The 17214-nt window shown below is 63.4% G+C and carries 18 protein-coding genes and 1 tRNA gene; 6 read left to right on the forward strand and 13 right to left on the reverse strand.

Annotation, left to right across the window (positions count from 1 at the left end; genetic code table 11):
* Window positions 1–10 precede the first annotated feature (10 nt).
* Window positions 11–949 (reverse strand): ACP S-malonyltransferase, encoded by a 939-nt coding sequence (gene fabD / locus ATE71_RS18670; protein ID WP_058804851.1) that lies wholly within the window; start codon window positions 947–949, stop codon window positions 11–13.
* Window positions 950–995: 46 nt separating this feature from the next.
* On the reverse strand, window positions 996–1823 hold the full coding sequence (locus ATE71_RS18675) for an LD-carboxypeptidase (protein ID WP_058804852.1): 828 nt from the start codon (window positions 1821–1823) through the stop codon (window positions 996–998).
* Window positions 1824–1971: 148 nt separating this feature from the next.
* Here ATE71_RS18675 and ATE71_RS18680 point away from each other — a divergent pair, with 148 nt between their 5' ends.
* Complete coding sequence (locus tag ATE71_RS18680; protein ID WP_058804853.1) at window positions 1972–3354, forward strand: Mur ligase family protein; 1383 nt, start codon at window positions 1972–1974, stop codon at window positions 3352–3354.
* Here ATE71_RS18680 and ATE71_RS18685 read toward each other — a convergent pair.
* On the reverse strand, window positions 3351–3632 hold the full coding sequence (locus ATE71_RS18685) for a hypothetical protein (protein ID WP_058804854.1): 282 nt from the start codon (window positions 3630–3632) through the stop codon (window positions 3351–3353). The two genes, ATE71_RS18680 and ATE71_RS18685, sit on opposite strands and share 4 nt — an antisense overlap.
* 234 nt (window positions 3633–3866) lie before the next feature.
* Here ATE71_RS18685 and rpsF point away from each other — a divergent pair, with 234 nt between their 5' ends.
* The 4 genes from rpsF to ATE71_RS18705 all read left to right on the forward strand — a co-directional run bounded on the left by rpsF (window position 3867) and on the right by ATE71_RS18705 (window position 5742).
* Complete coding sequence (gene rpsF / locus ATE71_RS18690; protein ID WP_037554563.1) at window positions 3867–4232, forward strand: 30S ribosomal protein S6; 366 nt, start codon at window positions 3867–3869, stop codon at window positions 4230–4232.
* Window positions 4233–4243: 11 nt separating this feature from the next.
* Complete coding sequence (gene rpsR, locus ATE71_RS18695) at window positions 4244–4468, forward strand: 30S ribosomal protein S18 (protein WP_037554562.1); 225 nt, start codon at window positions 4244–4246, stop codon at window positions 4466–4468.
* A 13-nt stretch (window positions 4469–4481) separates the two neighbouring features.
* Complete coding sequence (gene rplI, locus ATE71_RS18700; RefSeq protein ID WP_058804855.1) at window positions 4482–5111, forward strand: 50S ribosomal protein L9; 630 nt, start codon at window positions 4482–4484, stop codon at window positions 5109–5111.
* Window positions 5112–5229: 118 nt separating this feature from the next.
* Window positions 5230–5742, forward strand: coding sequence for a hypothetical protein (locus tag ATE71_RS18705; RefSeq protein ID WP_152998848.1), 513 nt, complete (start codon window positions 5230–5232; stop codon window positions 5740–5742).
* On the opposite strand, the gene folE is transcribed toward ATE71_RS18705, so the two are convergent.
* A complete protein-coding gene (gene folE, locus ATE71_RS18710; protein ID WP_058804857.1) occupies window positions 5736–6338 on the reverse strand; it encodes a GTP cyclohydrolase I FolE in 603 nt (200 codons plus the stop codon). The genes ATE71_RS18705 and folE overlap by 7 nt on opposite strands.
* A 440-nt stretch (window positions 6339–6778) precedes the next feature.
* On the opposite strand from folE, the gene ATE71_RS18715 reads away from it, so the two are divergent.
* Entirely contained in the window at window positions 6779–9814 is a 3036-nt protein-coding gene (locus ATE71_RS18715) for a TonB-dependent receptor (RefSeq protein WP_152998849.1), read from the forward strand.
* A 115-nt stretch (window positions 9815–9929) separates the two neighbouring features.
* Here the strand turns inward: ATE71_RS18715 and ATE71_RS23125 are convergent, their stop codons facing one another.
* The 9 genes from ATE71_RS23125 to ATE71_RS18755 all read right to left on the reverse strand — a co-directional run bounded on the left by ATE71_RS23125 (window position 9930) and on the right by ATE71_RS18755 (window position 17054).
* Entirely contained in the window at window positions 9930–10796 is an 867-nt protein-coding gene (locus ATE71_RS23125; protein ID WP_321164290.1) for a TonB-dependent receptor, read from the reverse strand.
* Between the two features lie 206 nt (window positions 10797–11002).
* Window positions 11003–12526, reverse strand: a complete 1524-nt coding sequence (locus ATE71_RS23130; protein WP_321164291.1) for a TonB-dependent receptor — start codon at window positions 12524–12526, stop codon at window positions 11003–11005.
* Between the two features lie 218 nt (window positions 12527–12744).
* Window positions 12745–12820, reverse strand: a tRNA-Phe gene (locus tag ATE71_RS18725).
* An 85-nt stretch (window positions 12821–12905) separates the two neighbouring features.
* Window positions 12906–13088, reverse strand: coding sequence for a DNA gyrase inhibitor YacG (locus tag ATE71_RS18730; RefSeq protein ID WP_058804858.1), 183 nt, complete (start codon window positions 13086–13088; stop codon window positions 12906–12908).
* Window positions 13078–14070, reverse strand: coding sequence for a ribonuclease (locus ATE71_RS18735; protein ID WP_058804859.1), 993 nt, complete (start codon window positions 14068–14070; stop codon window positions 13078–13080). The genes ATE71_RS18730 and ATE71_RS18735 overlap by 11 nt, the downstream gene beginning before the upstream one ends.
* The gene (locus ATE71_RS18740) at window positions 14063–14635 is read right to left on the reverse strand and encodes a Maf family protein (RefSeq protein ID WP_058804860.1); all 573 of its coding nucleotides are present in this window, start codon (window positions 14633–14635) and stop codon (window positions 14063–14065) included. Before ATE71_RS18740 ends, ATE71_RS18735 begins: the two co-directional genes overlap by 8 nt.
* Before the next feature lie 14 nt (window positions 14636–14649).
* Window positions 14650–14868: a translation initiation factor IF-1 gene (gene infA / locus ATE71_RS18745; protein ID WP_010162480.1), complete on the reverse strand. Its 219-nt coding sequence runs from the start codon at window positions 14866–14868 to the stop codon at window positions 14650–14652.
* Window positions 14869–14985: 117 nt separating this feature from the next.
* A complete protein-coding gene (locus ATE71_RS18750; protein ID WP_058804861.1) occupies window positions 14986–15852 on the reverse strand; it encodes a cupin-like domain-containing protein in 867 nt (288 codons plus the stop codon).
* Window positions 15849–17054 (reverse strand): GNAT family N-acetyltransferase, encoded by a 1206-nt coding sequence (locus tag ATE71_RS18755; RefSeq protein ID WP_235588074.1) that lies wholly within the window; start codon window positions 17052–17054, stop codon window positions 15849–15851. The genes ATE71_RS18750 and ATE71_RS18755 overlap by 4 nt, the downstream gene beginning before the upstream one ends.
* Window positions 17055–17214: the final 160 nt, after the last annotated feature.

A 17214-nucleotide genomic window follows, 5' to 3' on the forward strand; every position in this document is an offset into this window, starting at 1 on the left:
AATCTTGGAATTAGAGCGCCTTGAGCAGCGCTTCGATGTCGTCCATCGAAATGACGCTGACCGTCTCGACTTCGCCAGCCGCGCTCCGCTTGACCATCGGCGAGAGGACCTTGCCGCCGAGTTCGACGAAGTGCGTGACGCCGATATCCTCCATCGCGCCAACGCTTTCTCGCCAGCGGACGCGGCCGGTCACCTGCTGCACCAGCAGGTCACGGAGCGTGTCTGGGTCGCTGACGGGGCTCGCGGTGACATTGGCGACGACGGGCACGATTGGTGCGACGGGCGCATTGGCGCCCAGTGCCTCGGCCATCGCGTCGGCGGCGGGCTGCATCAGCGGACAATGAAAGGGCGCCGAGACGGGCAGCAATACGCCGCGCTTTATGCCGTAATCTTTCACCAGAGCCACCGCACGTTCGACTGCGCCCTTGTGTCCCGAAATCACGACCTGCGACGGGTCGTTATCGTTCGCGACGGTGCACACCTCGCCCTCGGCCGCCGCATCGGCGAGCTTTTGCGCCGTTTCGATATCGGCACCAAGCAGCGCCGCCATCGCGCCCACACCGACGGGCACTGCTGCCTGCATCGCCTGCCCGCGCGTCTTCAAAAGCCGCGCGGCGGTCGCCAGGTCGAGCGCGCCCGCGGCGCAGAGCGCGCTATACTCGCCAAGACTGTGGCCGGCGACATAGTCGGCCTTGGCGGCGAGCGTCACGCCGCCCTCCTTCTCGAGCACGCGCAGCGTCGCAATCGCGTTCGCCATGATCGCGGGCTGAGCGTTTTCGGTGAGGGTCAGCTGATCCTCGGGACCTTCGCTCATCAACTTGAAGAGGCTCTGGCCGAGCGCATCATCGACCTCCTGAAACACCTCGCGCGCAACTGGCGAAGCGTCGGCGAGCGCCTTGCCCATGCCGACCGACTGGCTGCCCTGACCCGGAAAGATGAATGCGCGCATATTGCGTCCCCTGCGTATTTTCTGAAATTGGCTCGCGCCTATTCGCTCACCCCGCGCGATGCAAGCCGAAGGGCACGACCTTGTTCGCCGCGTCGTGGCCGATGTCGGCCCGGCCGAGGAACGCGATGCCGGTACGCGCACACCAGCCGGCCACAATCTCCTCTGCCTCCATTCCGAACGGCCGGTCGTTTTCGGGAATATCGCTAACGCGCCCGAGCCGGATACCTGCGAGGCCGCGCGGGCCGAGGTAGCTGGCCATATGAAAGAAGGCGCGGTCGAAGGCGTAGAGATATTCGCTGACCTCCTCGACGAGGAGGACATGGCCCGAGAGGTCGGGCTCGAGCGGCGTGCCGAGCATCATCGACAGCGTCATCAGATTGAACGCGGCGTGGCGCGCGCCATGCGTAAGCCCCGCTTCGCAAGCCCCCGGATCGCGCGCGACGAGCCAGTCGAGCGCGCGCTGTACCGTCGTCTCACCGCCCTCGCGCCGGATGTCGGCGACCATCGGCCCGTGCGCGACATGGTCGAAACCCTCGCGATAAAGCGCGCCGAGCAAATTTCCCTGATCCGAATAGCCAAGGAAGGCCTTGCCACGCGCGACGTCGGTCATCGCCGCGACCGCATCCTCGGCGATGCGGCACGCGCCATAACCGCCGCGCGCGAACCAGACCGCGTCGATATCGGGCCGGTTCGCCATCTCGACGAGCGCGGCAAAACGATGCCCGTCCTCGCCCGCGAAATGGCCGTGGGTGGCAAAGCATTGCGGATCGAACACCAGTTCGACGTCGGGATAGCCGAGGCTGGCGATCGCGCGCACCGCTTCGGCATCGTCGGGCAGGATCGGGGTACTGGGGGCGACTATTCCTATACGCATGAGTCCCCATATCCGCTCGCATCGAACGAAGTCGAGATGCCTCTCGGCCTTGCGCTATTCCGGCGGGTGTCTCGACTTCGCTCGACACGAACGGAAATCGGGGTGAGTGCCGGTTGCAAACCCTCCTTCAAAGCCATATCGCGCCGCGATGGCCGAAAACAAATCCTATTTCTTCTGCGGCATCGGCGGCTCGGGCATGCTGCCGCTGGCGATGATCGTCGCCGCACGCGGCGCCGCGGTATCGGGGTCGGATCGCAGCCGCGACCAAGGGCGAACGCCGGAGAAATTCGCCTGGCTCGAAAGCCAGGACATCGTATTTTTCCCGCAGGATGGCAGCGGGCCGCGTACGGGCCAAATTCTCGTCGCGTCGGCAGCGATCGAGGACAGTGTCCCCGATGTCGCCGCCGCCAACAGGCTCGGCCTGCCGCGGATGACGCGCGCCGACCTGAATGCGGCGCTGTTCAACGCAGCGGAAAAGGCGATCGGCATCGGCGGCACGAGCGGCAAATCGACCGTCACCGGAATGATCGCCTGGATCCTCGAAAGCGTGGGGAAGAAGCCGACAGTAATGAACGGGGCGGTGATGCGCAATTTCTCCGGCGACGACCGGCCCTTTGCCAGCGCGCTCGTGGGTGACGATGCTTTTTACGTCAGCGAGGTCGACGAGAGCGACGGGTCGATCGCGCTCTACGCACCCGATGTCGCGGTCGTCACCAATATCAGCCTCGACCACAAGAGCCTTGAAGAGTTGCACGGCCTCTTCGGCGATTTCGCCGCGAAGGCGCGCGTCGCGGTGATCAATGCCGACGATCCGGAATCGGCGCCGCTGGTGTCGGCCGGCAATGTCGTGGCCTTCGGTTTTGGCGACACCGCAACGGTGCGCGGCAGCGATTTCGAGGCGCTGCCCGATGGGTGCCGCTTCGCCGTCCATGCGGACGGCACCGCCTATCAGGTAAAGCTACGGATGCCCGGCCGCCACAATGCCGCCAATGCGCTCGCGGCGATCGCGGCGGCGCATGCGGCGGGTACAACCATCGCGCAGGCGGTCGAGGCACTCGCCGAATTCGCGGGTCTCGCGCGGCGCTATGAGGTGCTGGGACAGGCGAACGGCATCACCGTCATCGACGATTTTGCGCACAATCCGGACAAGGTCGCCGCGACGCTCGCCGCCGTTGCCGAACTGCCGGGCCGCGCTTTGCTCTTTTTCCAGCCGCACGGATATGGCCCGCTGCGCCAGATGGGCAAGGAACTGGCGGCCAGCTTCGCCGCTGGAATGCGGTCCGACGACAAGCTCTATGTGTGCGATCCCGTCTATTTCGGCGGCACGGTGGACCGCAGCATCGGCAGCGAGGCGCTGGTCGCCGACATCGTCGCGGGCGGCGGCGATGCCGTCCATATGACGACCCGCGCGAACTGCGCCGCCGCGATGCTCGACGAAGCGAAGCCGGGCGACCGCATCCTGATCCTCGGCGCGCGCGACGACACGCTCACCGAATTTGGGAGGGAGTTGCTCGCCCGGCTTGGCGGTTAGCCGAACGTATCTTCGATGTTGCTGATGCTCGCCTTGCGCGCCCGATACCGCCCGATACCGAAGCCGACGAAGAATACGATCGTTTCGAGAACCAGCTCGAACGCGATCGTGAAGATTATGGCGACGCTCACCGGAACTTCTTCCCCGCCCGTAATCAGGCCACCCAGTCCGCCGAACAGGCACGAAAGCAGGAGGATGACACCGGCGTGTTTCCACGCAAGCCGATCGCTGTTCATCCCCCAGCTAAACAGACCGATCAGCGCAGCAATTTCCAACATCTCAGTCCCCCTCAATCCCGGCAGGGGTGTTGCGCGTCGCAGCGGGAGGAGCAAGCCTTTTCAGGCGCAGCCTTGCTTTCTCGCCGCGAATCTGTATAGGCGCCCTCATTCGGGGCGAGGCCTTGTGCCGTTCGCCCCGTTTGCTTTGCACCAATACGCAAAGCCGGACGACAGCCGGAGGGGTTTCGCGATTGGCGCGAAATCAGCGATCGGCCAAATCGAAGGACGCAAACCATGCCGTTTTACGAGCATGTCTTTATCGCGCGTCAGGACCTGAGCCAGGCTCAGGTCGATGCGCTGGCGGAAACCGTCACCAACGTCATCGGCGAATTCAAGGGCACGGTCCACAAGACCGAGACCTGGGGCCTGAAGCAGCTCGCCTACAAGATCCAGAAGAACCGCAAGGGTCATTATGTGATGCTGTCGGCCGAAGTGTCGGGCGAAGCGATCGCAGAGATCGAGCGTCAGGCTGCGATCAACGAAGATATCATCCGCTGGCTCACCATCAAGGTCGACGAACTCGAAAAGGGTCCGTCGGTGATGATGCGCAAGCAGGAACGCCGCGGTGGCCGCGGTCGTGACCGCGACGGCGAAGAATAAGGAACAGCATCATGGCACGACCCTTTTTCCGCCGCCGCAAGACCTGCCCCTTCAGCGCGAAGGACGCGCCGGTCATCGATTATAAGGACGTCCGCCTGCTCCAGGGTTACCTGTCGGAGCGCGGCAAGATCGTCCCGTCGCGGATCACCGCGGTGTCCACCAAGAAGCAGCGTGAGCTGGCGAAGGCGATCAAGCGTTCGCGCCACATCGGCCTGCTCCCCTACATCGTGAAGTAAGGAGGGCGGACAGATGGAAATCATCCTGCTCGAACGTATCGAGAAACTGGGCGGTATCGGCGACGTCGTCACCGTCAAGAACGGCTTTGCCCGTAACTATCTGCTGCCGAACAACAAGGCGCTTCGTGCGAACGACGCCAACAAGAAGCTGTTCGAAGCCAACCGTTCGAAGATCGAGGCCGACAACGCCGAGCGTCGCACCGACGCCGAAGGCCGCGCCAAGGACATCGACGGCAAGCAGATCGTCCTGATCCGTCAGGCGTCGAACACCGGCCAGCTTTATGGTTCGGTTGCGGTCCGCGACATCGTCGAGGCGCTGACCGAAGACGGCGTCCAGGGCGTCACCAAGGCGATGGTCGAACTCGAACGCCCGATCAAGTCGCTCGGCCTCGTCGACGTCAAGGTCAAGCTGCACCCCGAGGTCGTCGTGACCGTCGGCGTCAACGTCGCGCGTTCGCCCGACGAAGCCGAAATGCAGAAGCAGGGCATCGACGTCATCGCCGCGATGTTCGAAGAAGAACAGGCCGAGGCCGCTGCTGCCGCGCTCGAACCCGACAGCGAGGACGAATTCGAAGACGCGACGCCGCCTTCGCAACTCGCTGCCGAGGAGGCTCCGGCTGCGGACGAGGACGAAGAGGCCTGAGCTTCTTCTTCTCGCAAGTAAAAAAAAGGCTTCGGAACTTCGGTTCCGGAGCCTTTTTTCTTTGACGACGCATCGACAGCGAGACAATTTTTGCGAGATGAGTCGATCGGGAGCAATATTGCTGACGTGCCTGTTGGTCGCAGGTTGCGGAGCGCCACATGACGCGGCAGAGAAACGACCCACCCGCGATCTCGAAACTCTGGTTCGCAACGAGATCGCAAGCGACGAAGAAGATTGGTCGGGCGACGGATTATTTGGCCCGGTGAAACTGAATATTCTGAAGGCATCGGTTCCCGGCACGGCGCTCACGCTGATCTACCCCTACGGCGGTCGTATGTGTGGCTCGGGCGGCTGCTCACTCTTTGTGGTGGAGCAAAATGACGATGGGGTCAGAATTATCGGCCGGACGGCGCAGGTTCTTCTGCCGGTTAAGCGCGTCGCGGGCGGCAGCTCGGCCCATCCCGATTTCAGCGTTTTCCTTCGCGGCTACGGTGAATTGGGGACGCGGGTGAGACTGGCCTATGCTGCAGGACGCTATCCCGGCAATGCGTCGTTACCGCCCGCACATAGGCTGCCTGACGACGGCGACGGCCTCGTGCTGCTCGACTATCCGCGCGCGACCTCTCAATAACCCATCAGCGACAGCACTTCCTTGCGGCTGCGTTCGTCTTCGAGGAAACAGCCGAGCAGGCGGCTGGTCACCATGCCGACGCCGGGGGTGCGGACGCCGCGCCCGGTCATGCACCCGTGCTGCGCGTCGATCACCACCGCAACGCCGTGCGGGTGGAGATTGTCCCATATGCATTTCGCGACTTCGGCGGTCAGCCGTTCCTGCACCTGCAGGCGCCGCGCATAACCGTTGAGCACGCGCGCGAGCTTCGAGATGCCGACGACGCGATCCTTGGGCAGATAGGCGATCGATGCCTTGCCGGTGATCGGCGCCATATGATGTTCACAGTGCGACTGGAACGGAATGTCGCGCAGGAGCACGATCTCGTCATAGCCGCCCACTTCCTCGAAAGTGCGCGACAAATGGATCGCAGGATCGTCGGCATAACCCGAGCAATATTCTTTCCACGCGCGCGCGACGCGCCGCGGCGTATCGAGCAGGCCTTCGCGCTGGGGATCGTCGCCCGCCCATTCGATCAGCGTCCGCACGGCGTCCGCAACATGATCGGGGACGACCACCTTGCCGTCCGGTCCCAACTCGGTCTTGTTGTCGCTCATCGCCCCGCTTTCACTGTTGCCTTGATGTCGCACATTTCGACGTCCCGGTGCCGATAAGCAAGGGCCGGACCAAAAGAAATTGTCCTCCCTCATCAACTTTACGTTGCGGAATCTTAGCTTTTTCACCTTTCCGAGAGGCGCGGATTCACGTCCTTTTTTGGGCCTAACAAGTGACTTGACGCTTTCGTCAACTCGGCGCACCTTTGTCTTGCATTACAGAACCCGCCCAAGCGGGTCGTGATCCGGAGAGGCCGCGCGTTTTTCCCCGACGCCGGCGGGAGAGGACGATGACCAGCACAGCTGGCAAGTGGGACATCAATGCGCGTCTGGCCATGGCGGCCCGGCGACCTTTGCCATGCTTGGTCGGTTCCCCTCCCCTTACCACAATTTGAAAGTTGGGCGTTCCCGCACCTCGCGGGTTCGAAAAAGGGAGGCTGTAAATGAAGTTCAAGGCACTGATCGGAACCTCGATCCTTGCGATGACGGTGGCGACACCGGTCTATGCGCAGGATGCGGCGGAAGAAGTTGAACGCGATGCTTTCGGCGGCGAAATCGTCGTCACGGCGCAGCGCCAGTCGGAACGCCTGCAAGACGTGCCGATCGCCGTCAGCGCCTTTTCGAGCGAGGCGCTCGAAGCGCAGCAGATCAAGACGCCATCGGATCTTCAGCTGACGTTGCCCAACGTCACCTTCACCAAGACCAATTTTACGGGCGCGAGCTTCACGATTCGCGGCATCGGCGATCTTTGCGTCGGCACGACCTGCGACAGCGCGACCGCGATCCACCTGAACGGCGACCCGCTGTTTTCGACCCGCCTGTTCGAAACCGAATTCTTCGACCTCGAACGCGTCGAGGTTCTCCGCGGCCCGCAAGGCACGCTGTTCGGCCGCAACGCGACGTCGGGGGTGGTCAACGTCATCACCGCCAAGCCGAAACTCGGCACCTTCGAAGCCGCCGCCGAAGCCGAATATGGCAATTATGAATCGATGAAGGGCAAGGCGATGGTGAACATCCCCGTCGGGGACACCATGGCGCTGCGCGTTGCGGGCATCTACCTGAACCGCGACGGCTATACGAAAAACACCTTCCTCAATACGCGCATCGACGATCGCGACCTCTATTCGGTTCGCGGGTCGCTGCGCTGGGAGCCGTCCGACGATACGACGATCGATCTGCTCGCATCCTATTTCCGGGAAAAGGACCGGCGCACGCGCATCCAGAAACAGCTTTGCCAACGCGACCCGACCGGCATCCTCGGCTGTCTCAACAGCCGCCTCGACAATTCGCCCTTCAACGGCAATGCGACCTTCACCGCCGCGCTGACCTCGCGCGAGTTCCTGGCGATCCGCGGCATTCCGCAAGGCTTTGCGCTCGGCAGCCTTTATGGCCCCGACGTCTATGCCAATACCACGATCCCGGACGATCCGCGGACGGTGAACACCGCCTATACCCCCGAATATTTCACCAGCGAACTCACGTTGCAGGGCCAGATCGAACATAATTTCGGCCCCGTTTCGCTCCAGGTTTCGGGCCAGTATCAGAAGGTCAAGCTCGACGCGTCGCAGGATTACAACAGCAATATCGGCAACCGCTCGCTCTATGCGCAGGGACTGAACACGCTCGCATTCTTCGCGGCCAACCCCATTCCGCTGGGCGTGGACGCGGGCGGAAACCCGATCCTGTCCAACGCCTATTTCGGCCCGGTGGCTGCGGCGATCATTCCCGACGGCCCCGACGGCCAGCTCTGTACGTCGCTCGCCGAGGAAAGCGGCTATGGAAGCTACGGCGGCCAGAAGATCTGCAGCGACCAGTCCCTCCAGTTCGACCGGTCGAACCAGTATAACAGCAGCTGGTCGGTCGAAGGTATTTTGTCGAGCGACCTCGACGGGCCGTTCAACTTCCTGGTCGGCGGCATCTACGCCGATTACCACCTGACCGAGAACAGTTATTATGTGAACGCTTTCCCGATCGATTATCTGACTGGGGTTCTGGGGGCGTTCACCGCCGCCACCAACCGCGTTCCCGACCCGAACAATCCGGGGCAGACGATCGCGGCGCCCTTGCCGCCGTCGTTCCTCGCGACACCTTTCTTCCGCAACAACACCGACGATCTGAAGATCACGTCCTACGGCCTGTTCGGCGAAGCCTATTTCGAGGTCAGCGACCGGCTGAAACTGACGGCGGGCCTGCGGTACAATAATGACAAGAAGAGCGTGCGGGCGCGGTCGACGCTGGCAAGCTTCCTTGCGCCGCACGGCGGCACGGGCAGCGCGTTCGACTCGCCGTTCGTGGGCTCGTTCGACGCCGACCCCGGCACGCCGGGCAACCAGATCATCCAGGAACGGTCGGTCAAGTTCAACAAGCTGACCGGCCGCGCGGTGCTCGACTTCAAGGTCACCGAGGATAACCTTCTCTATGCCTCCTATTCGCGCGGCTATAAATCAGGCGGCATCAACCCGCCGCTACAGCCAATCTTCGAGGTACCCGAAAGCTTCAAGCCCGAACAGGTCGACGCGTTCGAAATCGGGTCGAAAAACACCTTTGGCAATGGCGCGCTCCAGCTGAACCTCACCGCCTTCTATTATAAGTATAAGGACCTGCAGCTCAGCAAGATCGTCGCCCGCACCGCGGTCAACGACAATGTCAGCGCCGACATCTATGGCTTCGAGGCCGAAGCGATCGTCCGGCCCGACCCCGACTTCGTCGTCAACCTCGGCTTCAGCTACCTGCACAGCAAGGTCACCGACGACAAATTTACCAGCAACCCGCGCGATTTCGGCGGCGGCCGCGCCGATGCAGTGATCATCAAGGATATCACCAACGCCGCAAACTGTGCCGTCGCATCCTCTTCGGGCAACGTCGCGGGGGTCAACGCGTTTGTGAACAGCGTCCAGCAGGTGATCAACGGGGGCTTCGTCCCGGGCGTAGCCGGGGGCGCAAACCTGCAACCGACGACCGCGTTCCCGGCCGATGGCGGCATCGCTTCGACCGGCGCTTTCAGCATCTGTTCGGTCATGGACGCCGCCGCTGCCGGCGCTTTCGCGCCGGCGGGTCTGGATCCGGCAGCGTTCGGCGGGATCGATTATTTCTCCGCCGGCATTCCGGTCAACATCAAGGGCAACGAGCTCCCGCAAGCTCCGAACTACAAGTTCAGCGCGGGCGTGCAATATACGGCGCGGCTCGGCGACGGCGGCATGTCGCTCGTCCCGCGCCTGGACCTTGCCTATACCGGCGAAAGCTATGGCAGCATCTTCAACGGCAACGTCAACCGCATCAAGGGCTATGCCCAGGTCAACGCCCAGCTGCAGCTGAACGGTCCCGACGACAAATGGTATGTCAAAGGCTTCATCCAGAATGTCTTCGACGCCAACAGCGTCACGGGCCTGTACATCACCGACCAGTCGTCGGGTAATTACACCAACATCTTCACGCTTGAACCGCGCCGCTACGGCATTGCGGCGGGCGTGCGGTTCTAAACGCCTCGGCGGCAACGCCAAAAAAGAAACCCCGGCCTCTCGACAAGAGAGGCCGGGGTTTCTTTTGTCCGCAAAGGACCGGGCGAAGCGGCGAACCGCTGCGCCCCTGGCCCGATCAGAATGTAAAACGCCCGGTCACGCCATAAGTGCGCGGCTGGCTGGGGTAGCCCGACACGCTGCCCGACTGGGCGACGGCGTTAAAGATGGTCGTCAGATATTGCGCGTTGGTGAGGTTGCGGCCCCAGACCCCCAGTTCGAAACCGTTGGTCAGCGCCACGGTGAACGACGCGTTGAGCTGATTCACCTCACGCTTCAGATTCTGCGCGACGCTCGCGGGGAGGCCCAGGAGACCGTCCACGATCTGCGTCGGGCTTTCATACTGATAGTCGATATGTGCGATCGCCTTGGTCCCGCCCGCGAATTCGTGGGTGTAGGTACCGCCCATCGAGACCGACAGATCGGGGATGCCCGCAGGCTTCAGGCCCGAAAGATCGCCGAACGCCGAGGCGACGAAGCTGTCATATTTGGGGTCGAGGTAGGTTACCGCAAGATTCAGATTCAGGCCCTGTACCGGACGCACCGAACCGTCGAACTCGATCCCCCAGGTCGACTGCTTGCCCGCGTTGGCGAGCGCGAAGCCCGTTCCGGTGAAAACGTTCGACTGGAAGCCCTTGATCGACTGCTTGAACACCGCAAGGTTCAGTGCCGCAACCGACCACTGCGCCTTCAGGCCGGCTTCGTAAACCGTCGACTCTTCGGGAGCCGCGAAGCGCGTGCCCGAAACGAGGTTCGGCGTGCCGAGACCGCCCGCGATGATCGCCGGCAAATCGGCCGCCGTCGGGCGGCTGTCGCGCGACAGGTTGACCGAGCTCGCCTTGAAGCCCGTCGCATAGGTCGCGTAGACGTTGACCGTGTCGGTCAGTTCGTAAGCGAGGCGCGCGCTGTAGCTGAAGTCGCCGTCGTTGGTCTTGCCGCTTTCCACCGCGTTCGGGACGTTGAGGAACGGCGGCAGGAACTGGAACGCCTTCAGATCATTGAGCGGATTTGCTGCGGGATTGTTCTGGTTGGCGTTGGCGAAGGCCTGGAACTGCGCAAAGGTCGCCGCGGTTGCAGGGTTGGTCGCAAATGCGAGGACGGCCGCGGGATCGTTCGGATTGACACCCGCCTGCTGCAGCGCGCCGCCGAGTATCAGCTGGTTGCGGAACGGCGCATAGTCCGGCGCATCGAGGTTGATGCCCGAAAAGACATCGGTGCAGTCACATCGGTCGTGAAGCGCTTCTTGTCCTTGGTGTAGTTACCGCCCAGCGTCAGCGTCAGACGATCGGTGACCTCGAAATCCAGCGTGCCGAAAATCGACCATGCGGTGTTCTTCATGCCATAATATTCGTCCATGCCGTCGCCGGCGCGGAAGAAGGAGCCGCTCGGCGCGCCGAGCGCGGCCTCGAGCACCGGAACGCTCAGCGCCCCGCCGCTCGCCGCCTGGATCAGCGCATTGCCATAGGGACGGAAGTCGTCGCCGAAATAGATCTGGCTGTGCTGCTTGATCTTTTCGTTGAAATAATAACCGCCGATCAGGAAGTTGAGCGGACCGTCGAAATCCGACGTCAGGCGCAGTTCCTGCGTGAAGGTGTTGATCGCGGTATCGTCCGACTTCTGGCCGATCAAGTCGGCGCTGGTGAAATCCGAATCCTGATTGGTGTCGGCGCGAACCTCGCGATAGGCGCTGATCGAGGTCAGGGCCATGTTGCCGAGGTCATAGTCGATCTGCGCCGAGCCGCCGTAATTCTTGATCAGGTTCGACGACAGGAAGTTGTTGTAGACGTCGTACGAAAAGGGATTTTCGCGATCGACGCTGGTGCCCCCGGCGAGCGCGTCGGTGATTGCAACGGTCGGGCCCGCGATGACATTGCCCGCGATGCAGCAATTTTCGTCGATCTTGTCATAATCGCCGATCAGGCGGATCGACAGCGCGTCGGTAGGCTCGATCAACAGCTGGCCGCGCACGCCCCAACGGTTGCGATCGTTGACGTCGGTGCCGAGGTTGACGTCATTCGCATAGCCGTCGCGGCGATTGAAATTGCCGCCGATCGAGAAAGCAATCGTGTCGCTGATCGGGCCGGTTATGTCGCCCTTGAGCACGATGGCGTCATAGTTGCCATAACTCGCCTCGACCGAACCGCCGAATTCATACTGCGGCTTTTGCGTGACGATGCTGATCACACCCGCCGACGCATTCTTTCCGAACAGCGTCGACTGCGGGCCGCGCAGCACTTCGATGCGTTCGACATTGGGCAGGTCGCCGATCTGGGCGGCCGAACGCGAACGATAAACGCCGTCGATGAACACGCCAACCGACGGCTCGATGCCGGGGTTGTTCGCGCCGTTGCCAAAGCCGCGGATGATGAAGTTGGTGTTGGCGCTCGACTGGAGCTGCGAGACGCGAAGGCTGGGCACCGCAGACTGCAGGTCGATGAGGTCACGGATCTGGGCATTCTGAAGATCGGCGGCCGACGTCACCGACACCGCGATCGGGGTGTCCTGCAACGTCTGCGACCGCTTGCTCGCAGTCACGATGATGTCGTTGCCATAATCGGTGTCGTCGACCGTAACCGCCGCGTCGTCGGCGGGCGCGGCGTCCTGGGCAAGAGCGATGGCGGGGGTCGTGATGGCGCACAGCATGGTGGCGCCCAACAATATGTTGCGCAAAGTCATGATGATGTCTCTCTCCAAAACCATCCGGGCGCAGCTGAAAGCTTATCGGGAGATGCCCGGCAGTTACCCACCGCTGTAACGCACCGCCTTGCCGCGTCAACGCGCGCGCGCGGAAAATCCCGGATTTCGGCGGATTAGTGGCTAAAAAGCAACAGTTTACGCTACGGCAAGGCGCAGTGCATCCCGCACGAACAGCGAAAAATCGGATGAGGGGAAAATGGTGCCTGGGGACGGGATCGAACCGCCGACACTGCGATTTTCAGTCGCATGCTCTACCAACTGAGCTACCCAGGCGAAGCGCTTGCGGCCGGACGGCCGCGCTGGCGAGCGGCGGCTATAGGCAGGGCTTAGCGTCCTGTCCAGCACCTTTCTGAGCCTTTTATCCTTCGTCGAAACGATCCTCATCGGCCGTCCCGTCGGGGGCTTGGTCGACGGGTACGCGATAGCCCTCGCCGAACCAGGCCAGAAGGTCGCGGTCGCGGCAGCCACGACTGCAAAAGGGTTTGAACTCGGCGACGCGCGGGTCACCGCACAGGGGGCAGGCAGGCGATTTACTGGGCATGACCGGATCCTTTCGCAGCCGCGTCCGCGATCAGGCGGACAGCGCGGCCGATACGTTGTTGCAGCATATCGACCCAGTGCGGGCGCGCCGCAATATGATCGATCACGCCGCTGCGCGCGGTTAGCGTCAGGACACCGATCCCCTTCGCCCGCTCGGCGTGGCGCAGCAAGATCGCGGCATCGGTGGCCACGGGATCGAACCGGACCTGTTCGATCAGCGATGGCCGGTCACGGCGGCGAACGACCTGCATCAGGCCGAAGCCGTTGACGGCAGTACGTTCGAACGGCGGCGGCAGCGCGGCGTCGGCCGCAGCATCGACCGCCGCCCGCGCCGCGCGATCCGGAAGTGAGGGAAAATCGATGCCGATCGAACCGCCGATGTCGCAGCGGCGGATCACTGCGGCGGCGGCGATCGCCCCCGCTTTGGCCAGCGCAAGCGCGTCGCCGTCGCCATCGATGTCGATCAGCACCATTGCAGGCGTGGCGTCGACCCACAGCGCGCCGCCCGCGAAGGGCCAATGGCCGGCGCGTGCCGCGTCGATCAATTCGGACCAGCCGGCTTGTTCGAGCCGATCGGGCTCGCCCGGCCGCAACTCGACGACAGGAAGATGCGTCGCCGCGATCCGTGCGCGCAGGTCGGGCCCATCGGTGGGGGCTGCCCCCGCCTCGGCAAGCCGCGCCCGTGCCGGCTTGTCCCGTCCGCGCTCACGCAGCGCCATGCGCGTGATTTCGACCAAAAGTCTCGCGCCGGTCGCGGTTTGCGGCGGAAGCGCGGCGATCGTCGCATGTCGCTGCCCGTATCCGTCCAGTGCGACGAGCGCCCCCTTCCCGCCCCGCCCGGTCTCGACCAGCTTGGCCGCAACGATCGCGCCCAGGCGTGGACCTTCGTCCTCGCGCTCGATCCGGGCCTCGACGATTTCACCATGCTCGATCAGCGCGGCGCGAGTCTCGCCGATCCCGGCTTCGTACAGCCATTCAGCCAAGAGGGATTCCCGCGCTGGCCAAGAGCGTGCTGGTTTCAAAGACGGGCAGCCCGACGACGTTCGAATGGCTGCCCGACAGGAAGCGAACAAATATTTCGGCGCGGCCCTGGATCGCATAGCCGCCCGCCTTGCCCATGCCTTCGCCCGATTCGACATACCAGTCGATCTCGGCCGCGCTCAGCACCTTGAATGCGACAATGGTATCGACGGCGCGGACGCGCGGCTTGCCGTCGGTTCCGATGACGCAGACCCCCGACCAGACATGATGCCGCCGCCCGGAAAGCAGCGCCAGCATGCGGCGCAAGTCGGCCTCGTCGGCCGGTTTTTCAAGAAGGCGACGCCCGACTGCGACGGTCGTGTCGCCTGCCAGCACGACTTCACCCGCTGCGCGGTCGACTGCGAGGGCCTTGTCGCGGGCGAGCCGCGTGACATAATCGCGCGGCAGTTCGCCCTTCCTCGGCGTTTCTTCGATGTCCGGAGATGCGATGCGTGCCGGGACCACACCGATGCGCGCGAGCAATTCGCGCCGGCGCGGCGAAGACGACGCAAGCACGAGGGCGGGCATGGTCGCCTGCCCACTCACTTGAAGCGATAGGTGATCCGACCCTTGGTCAGGTCATAGGGCGTGAGTTCGACGAGGACCTCGTCGCCGACAAGCACGCGGATGCGGTTCTTGCGCATCTTGCCGGCCGTGTGGCCCAGAATCTCGTGGTCGTTTTCCAGTTTGACGCGAAACATCGCGTTGGGCAGCAGTTCGACCACCTGGCCGCGCATTTCCAGAAGTTCTTCTTTCGCCATCTATCCTCTATGGGCTCGAAATATCAGGATGCGCGCCCATAACCGCAATTGGCGGCAATTGAAAGCAATCTGTCATGGGGGGCGTTTCGGTCGGCATGAATGCCGGAAACCGGAGCATCACGACACCAGTTTGAGCTTTCGCGCGATGCGCCAGCCGACCGATCGCGCCCAGGCATAGCTCGGCCAGCGCGGCGGCATCGCGGGGTCGAGCCCGATGCGGCGCAGCGCGGCATTGGCGGCATGCGCTTCGGATTCGCGATAGCTCCATTCGCTGCGCCAGGTGATCGACAGCGATATCGACGGCGCATCGCCATTCGCGACGAAATGCGGCGCCATCACCGGCATCAGCACTGCGTCGCCGGGGCCGAGCGGAATCTGCTGCGCATCGCTGCGATAATCGTCGTTCCACGGCAGGTTGCGATGGCCGCCACCGTGATAGCGTTCATGCTCGCGGCGATGCGCAAAGCGTTCGTCGCCCGCAGGCCAGACGTTCATCACCTTCGTACCGCGCAGTTGCAGCAGGATATTATGTTCGGGATCGAAGTGGAACGGCGTAATCGATCCCGGCGACGAAATGAAGATGAACCCCTGCGGCGTCAGCATCGCCCCGGTGCGCGGTTCGACGACCGGCTCGAGTTCGCCGAGCAGGTCCATCAGCAAGGCGCGATAGGCGGGAACATTCTCGATATTCTTGAGCACTGCCCAGCTGTTGTTGCTGTCGATGCCACGGATCGTTTCGCCGATCGACAGGCCGTTCGATGGCACATCCTCGGGCCGGATGCCGATCGGCACATTGCCCGGATTATATTCGACCTCGCTTGCGGGCAGGCTTTCCCCGAGCGTCGCGAGCGCTTCGAGCGACAGCAGCGGATGGTCGGGCAGATGATGGTGGAGCAGTCCCGCCTGCAGCGGATAGAGCGCGGCCATCCGATCGAGCGTTGCGGCAGGAAAGACAGGCCGGGAAATCGTCTGGTGTGCGGTCATGACGGGCTTTCTACCTCATTTTCGGGTGTCGGGGCAGTCTTCAGCCGCCGCCAGGCTCGTTCGGCGCGCGTCAGCATGGCGAACCGCAACCGGTCCGATGGTGCCGACAGGGGAATATTGACCCACACAAGCGCGCGTCGTTCGCGCCACACACTGTCGATCATCGGATGGCCGGGCGCGGCACAACTGTCGACCCAGTCGATGCGCGGGTCGCTCAGCAGGTCCAGATTTTCCTGCTGCAACAGAACGCCCGGCGAAAAGCGGGCATAATCCTCGTCGAACGCGGTCTTGAACGAAAAACCGCCGGGCGGAACGAGAAAGTTGACGAGCATCGCGAGCGGGCGCTCGTCCAGATCGAGCGCGCGCATGTCGAGCTTTCCGGCCTCGGCCGCGCCGGTCAGGATCGCGCGAAACCAGGCTTCGGTATCGCCCTGGCTGGCGAGCGCCGACCCCGCACGCCCCTTCCACCCGCGCGCTTCGAGATCGAGGAAGCCGTCGATCCAGCGATCGAGCGCCTCGCCCGCTTGCCAGCGGCGAAAGGACACGGCGCCCTGTTCAGCCAGCCGGTTCGCCTGCCGGCGCAGTTCCTTGCGCTTTTTCCCGCGGACGGCGGCGTCCCAATAGTCTTCGGGCGACAGGCGGCTTTCGAGCAGGGCGCGTTCTTCGCGGTGGACGACCTCGGCCTCGCCGCCGCGCACGCGCGCAACGTCGACCAGCGCGCAGTGGAGCGGGCCGCCCTCGGTCAGGCGCGGGACGTGAAGCAGCGTGCGCGCCCACGGCGCCGCGTCGCACCATCCAAGCAAGATCGACCAGAACAGGCGCTCGAACCCTGCTCGAACCAGCGGGCTGCCAAGGAAATGATTGGGATGCGCCCACCCCGTCACATGGCGCAGCGGCAAGCGGCCGTAACGCGCCGCAGGCGCGATCGGCATGACGCCAATCACCGGCCCGCCACTGCCGTCGCGGACGAGGACAAGGCGCGCGAGGCGATCGGGATCGAGCAGATGCAGCGCCGATTGCAGGCACCAGCGTTCGGCAAAGGGATTGGGCTCGCTCGCGTCGTCGGCCAGCCGGTCCCACCCTGCCGCCAGATCGTCCGACAGCGAAAGCGGATCGACGACGCGCACGGTCAGCGGCAAGGCTTCGCCGGCATTCGTCGGAAAGGCAGGATGGACCGTCATCGGCGAGAGATTAGCAGCCAAGCGTTAAGATGGCGTGGCGATTCGGATCTGCGCGAAGGTCATGGGGTGGGACGGCCGGTTCCGACCGATTGCGGACATAAGAATTTCGTCTAGTTTGCGAGGATGTTGAAGCCTCACATTCTTCCAACGATCCTCTTGGCGTTGGGTTTGCTCAGCTGCG

This window comes from Sphingopyxis sp. H115, assembly GCF_001468465.1.
GTDB lineage: Bacteria > Pseudomonadota > Alphaproteobacteria > Sphingomonadales > Sphingomonadaceae > Sphingopyxis.

Excerpts from the sequence above, each read along its gene's own strand:
- infA (WP_010162480.1), bottom strand. The coding sequence starts at position 14,868 with ATGGCGAAAGAAGAACTTCTGGAAATGCGCGGCCAGGTGGTCGAACTG.
- rpsF (WP_037554563.1), top strand. The coding sequence starts at position 3,867 with ATGCCGTTTTACGAGCATGTCTTTATCGCGCGTCAGGACCTGAGCCAG.
- rpsR (WP_037554562.1), top strand. The coding sequence starts at position 4,244 with ATGGCACGACCCTTTTTCCGCCGCCGCAAGACCTGCCCCTTCAGCGCG.
- ATE71_RS18685 (WP_058804854.1), bottom strand. The coding sequence starts at position 3,632 with ATGTTGGAAATTGCTGCGCTGATCGGTCTGTTTAGCTGGGGGATGAAC.
- ATE71_RS23130 (WP_321164291.1), bottom strand. The coding sequence starts at position 12,526 with ATGACTTTGCGCAACATATTGTTGGGCGCCACCATGCTGTGCGCCATC.
- folE (WP_058804857.1), bottom strand. The coding sequence starts at position 6,338 with ATGAGCGACAACAAGACCGAGTTGGGACCGGACGGCAAGGTGGTCGTC.
- ATE71_RS18730 (WP_058804858.1), bottom strand. The coding sequence starts at position 13,088 with ATGCCCAGTAAATCGCCTGCCTGCCCCCTGTGCGGTGACCCGCGCGTC.
- ATE71_RS18715 (WP_152998849.1), top strand. The coding sequence starts at position 6,779 with ATGAAGTTCAAGGCACTGATCGGAACCTCGATCCTTGCGATGACGGTG.
- ATE71_RS18750 (WP_058804861.1), bottom strand. The coding sequence starts at position 15,852 with ATGACCGCACACCAGACGATTTCCCGGCCTGTCTTTCCTGCCGCAACG.
- fabD (WP_058804851.1), bottom strand. The coding sequence starts at position 949 with ATGCGCGCATTCATCTTTCCGGGTCAGGGCAGCCAGTCGGTCGGCATG.
- rplI (WP_058804855.1), top strand. The coding sequence starts at position 4,482 with ATGGAAATCATCCTGCTCGAACGTATCGAGAAACTGGGCGGTATCGGC.
- ATE71_RS18675 (WP_058804852.1), bottom strand. The coding sequence starts at position 1,823 with ATGCGTATAGGAATAGTCGCCCCCAGTACCCCGATCCTGCCCGACGAT.
- ATE71_RS18680 (WP_058804853.1), top strand. The coding sequence starts at position 1,972 with ATGGCCGAAAACAAATCCTATTTCTTCTGCGGCATCGGCGGCTCGGGC.
- ATE71_RS18740 (WP_058804860.1), bottom strand. The coding sequence starts at position 14,635 with ATGCCCGCCCTCGTGCTTGCGTCGTCTTCGCCGCGCCGGCGCGAATTG.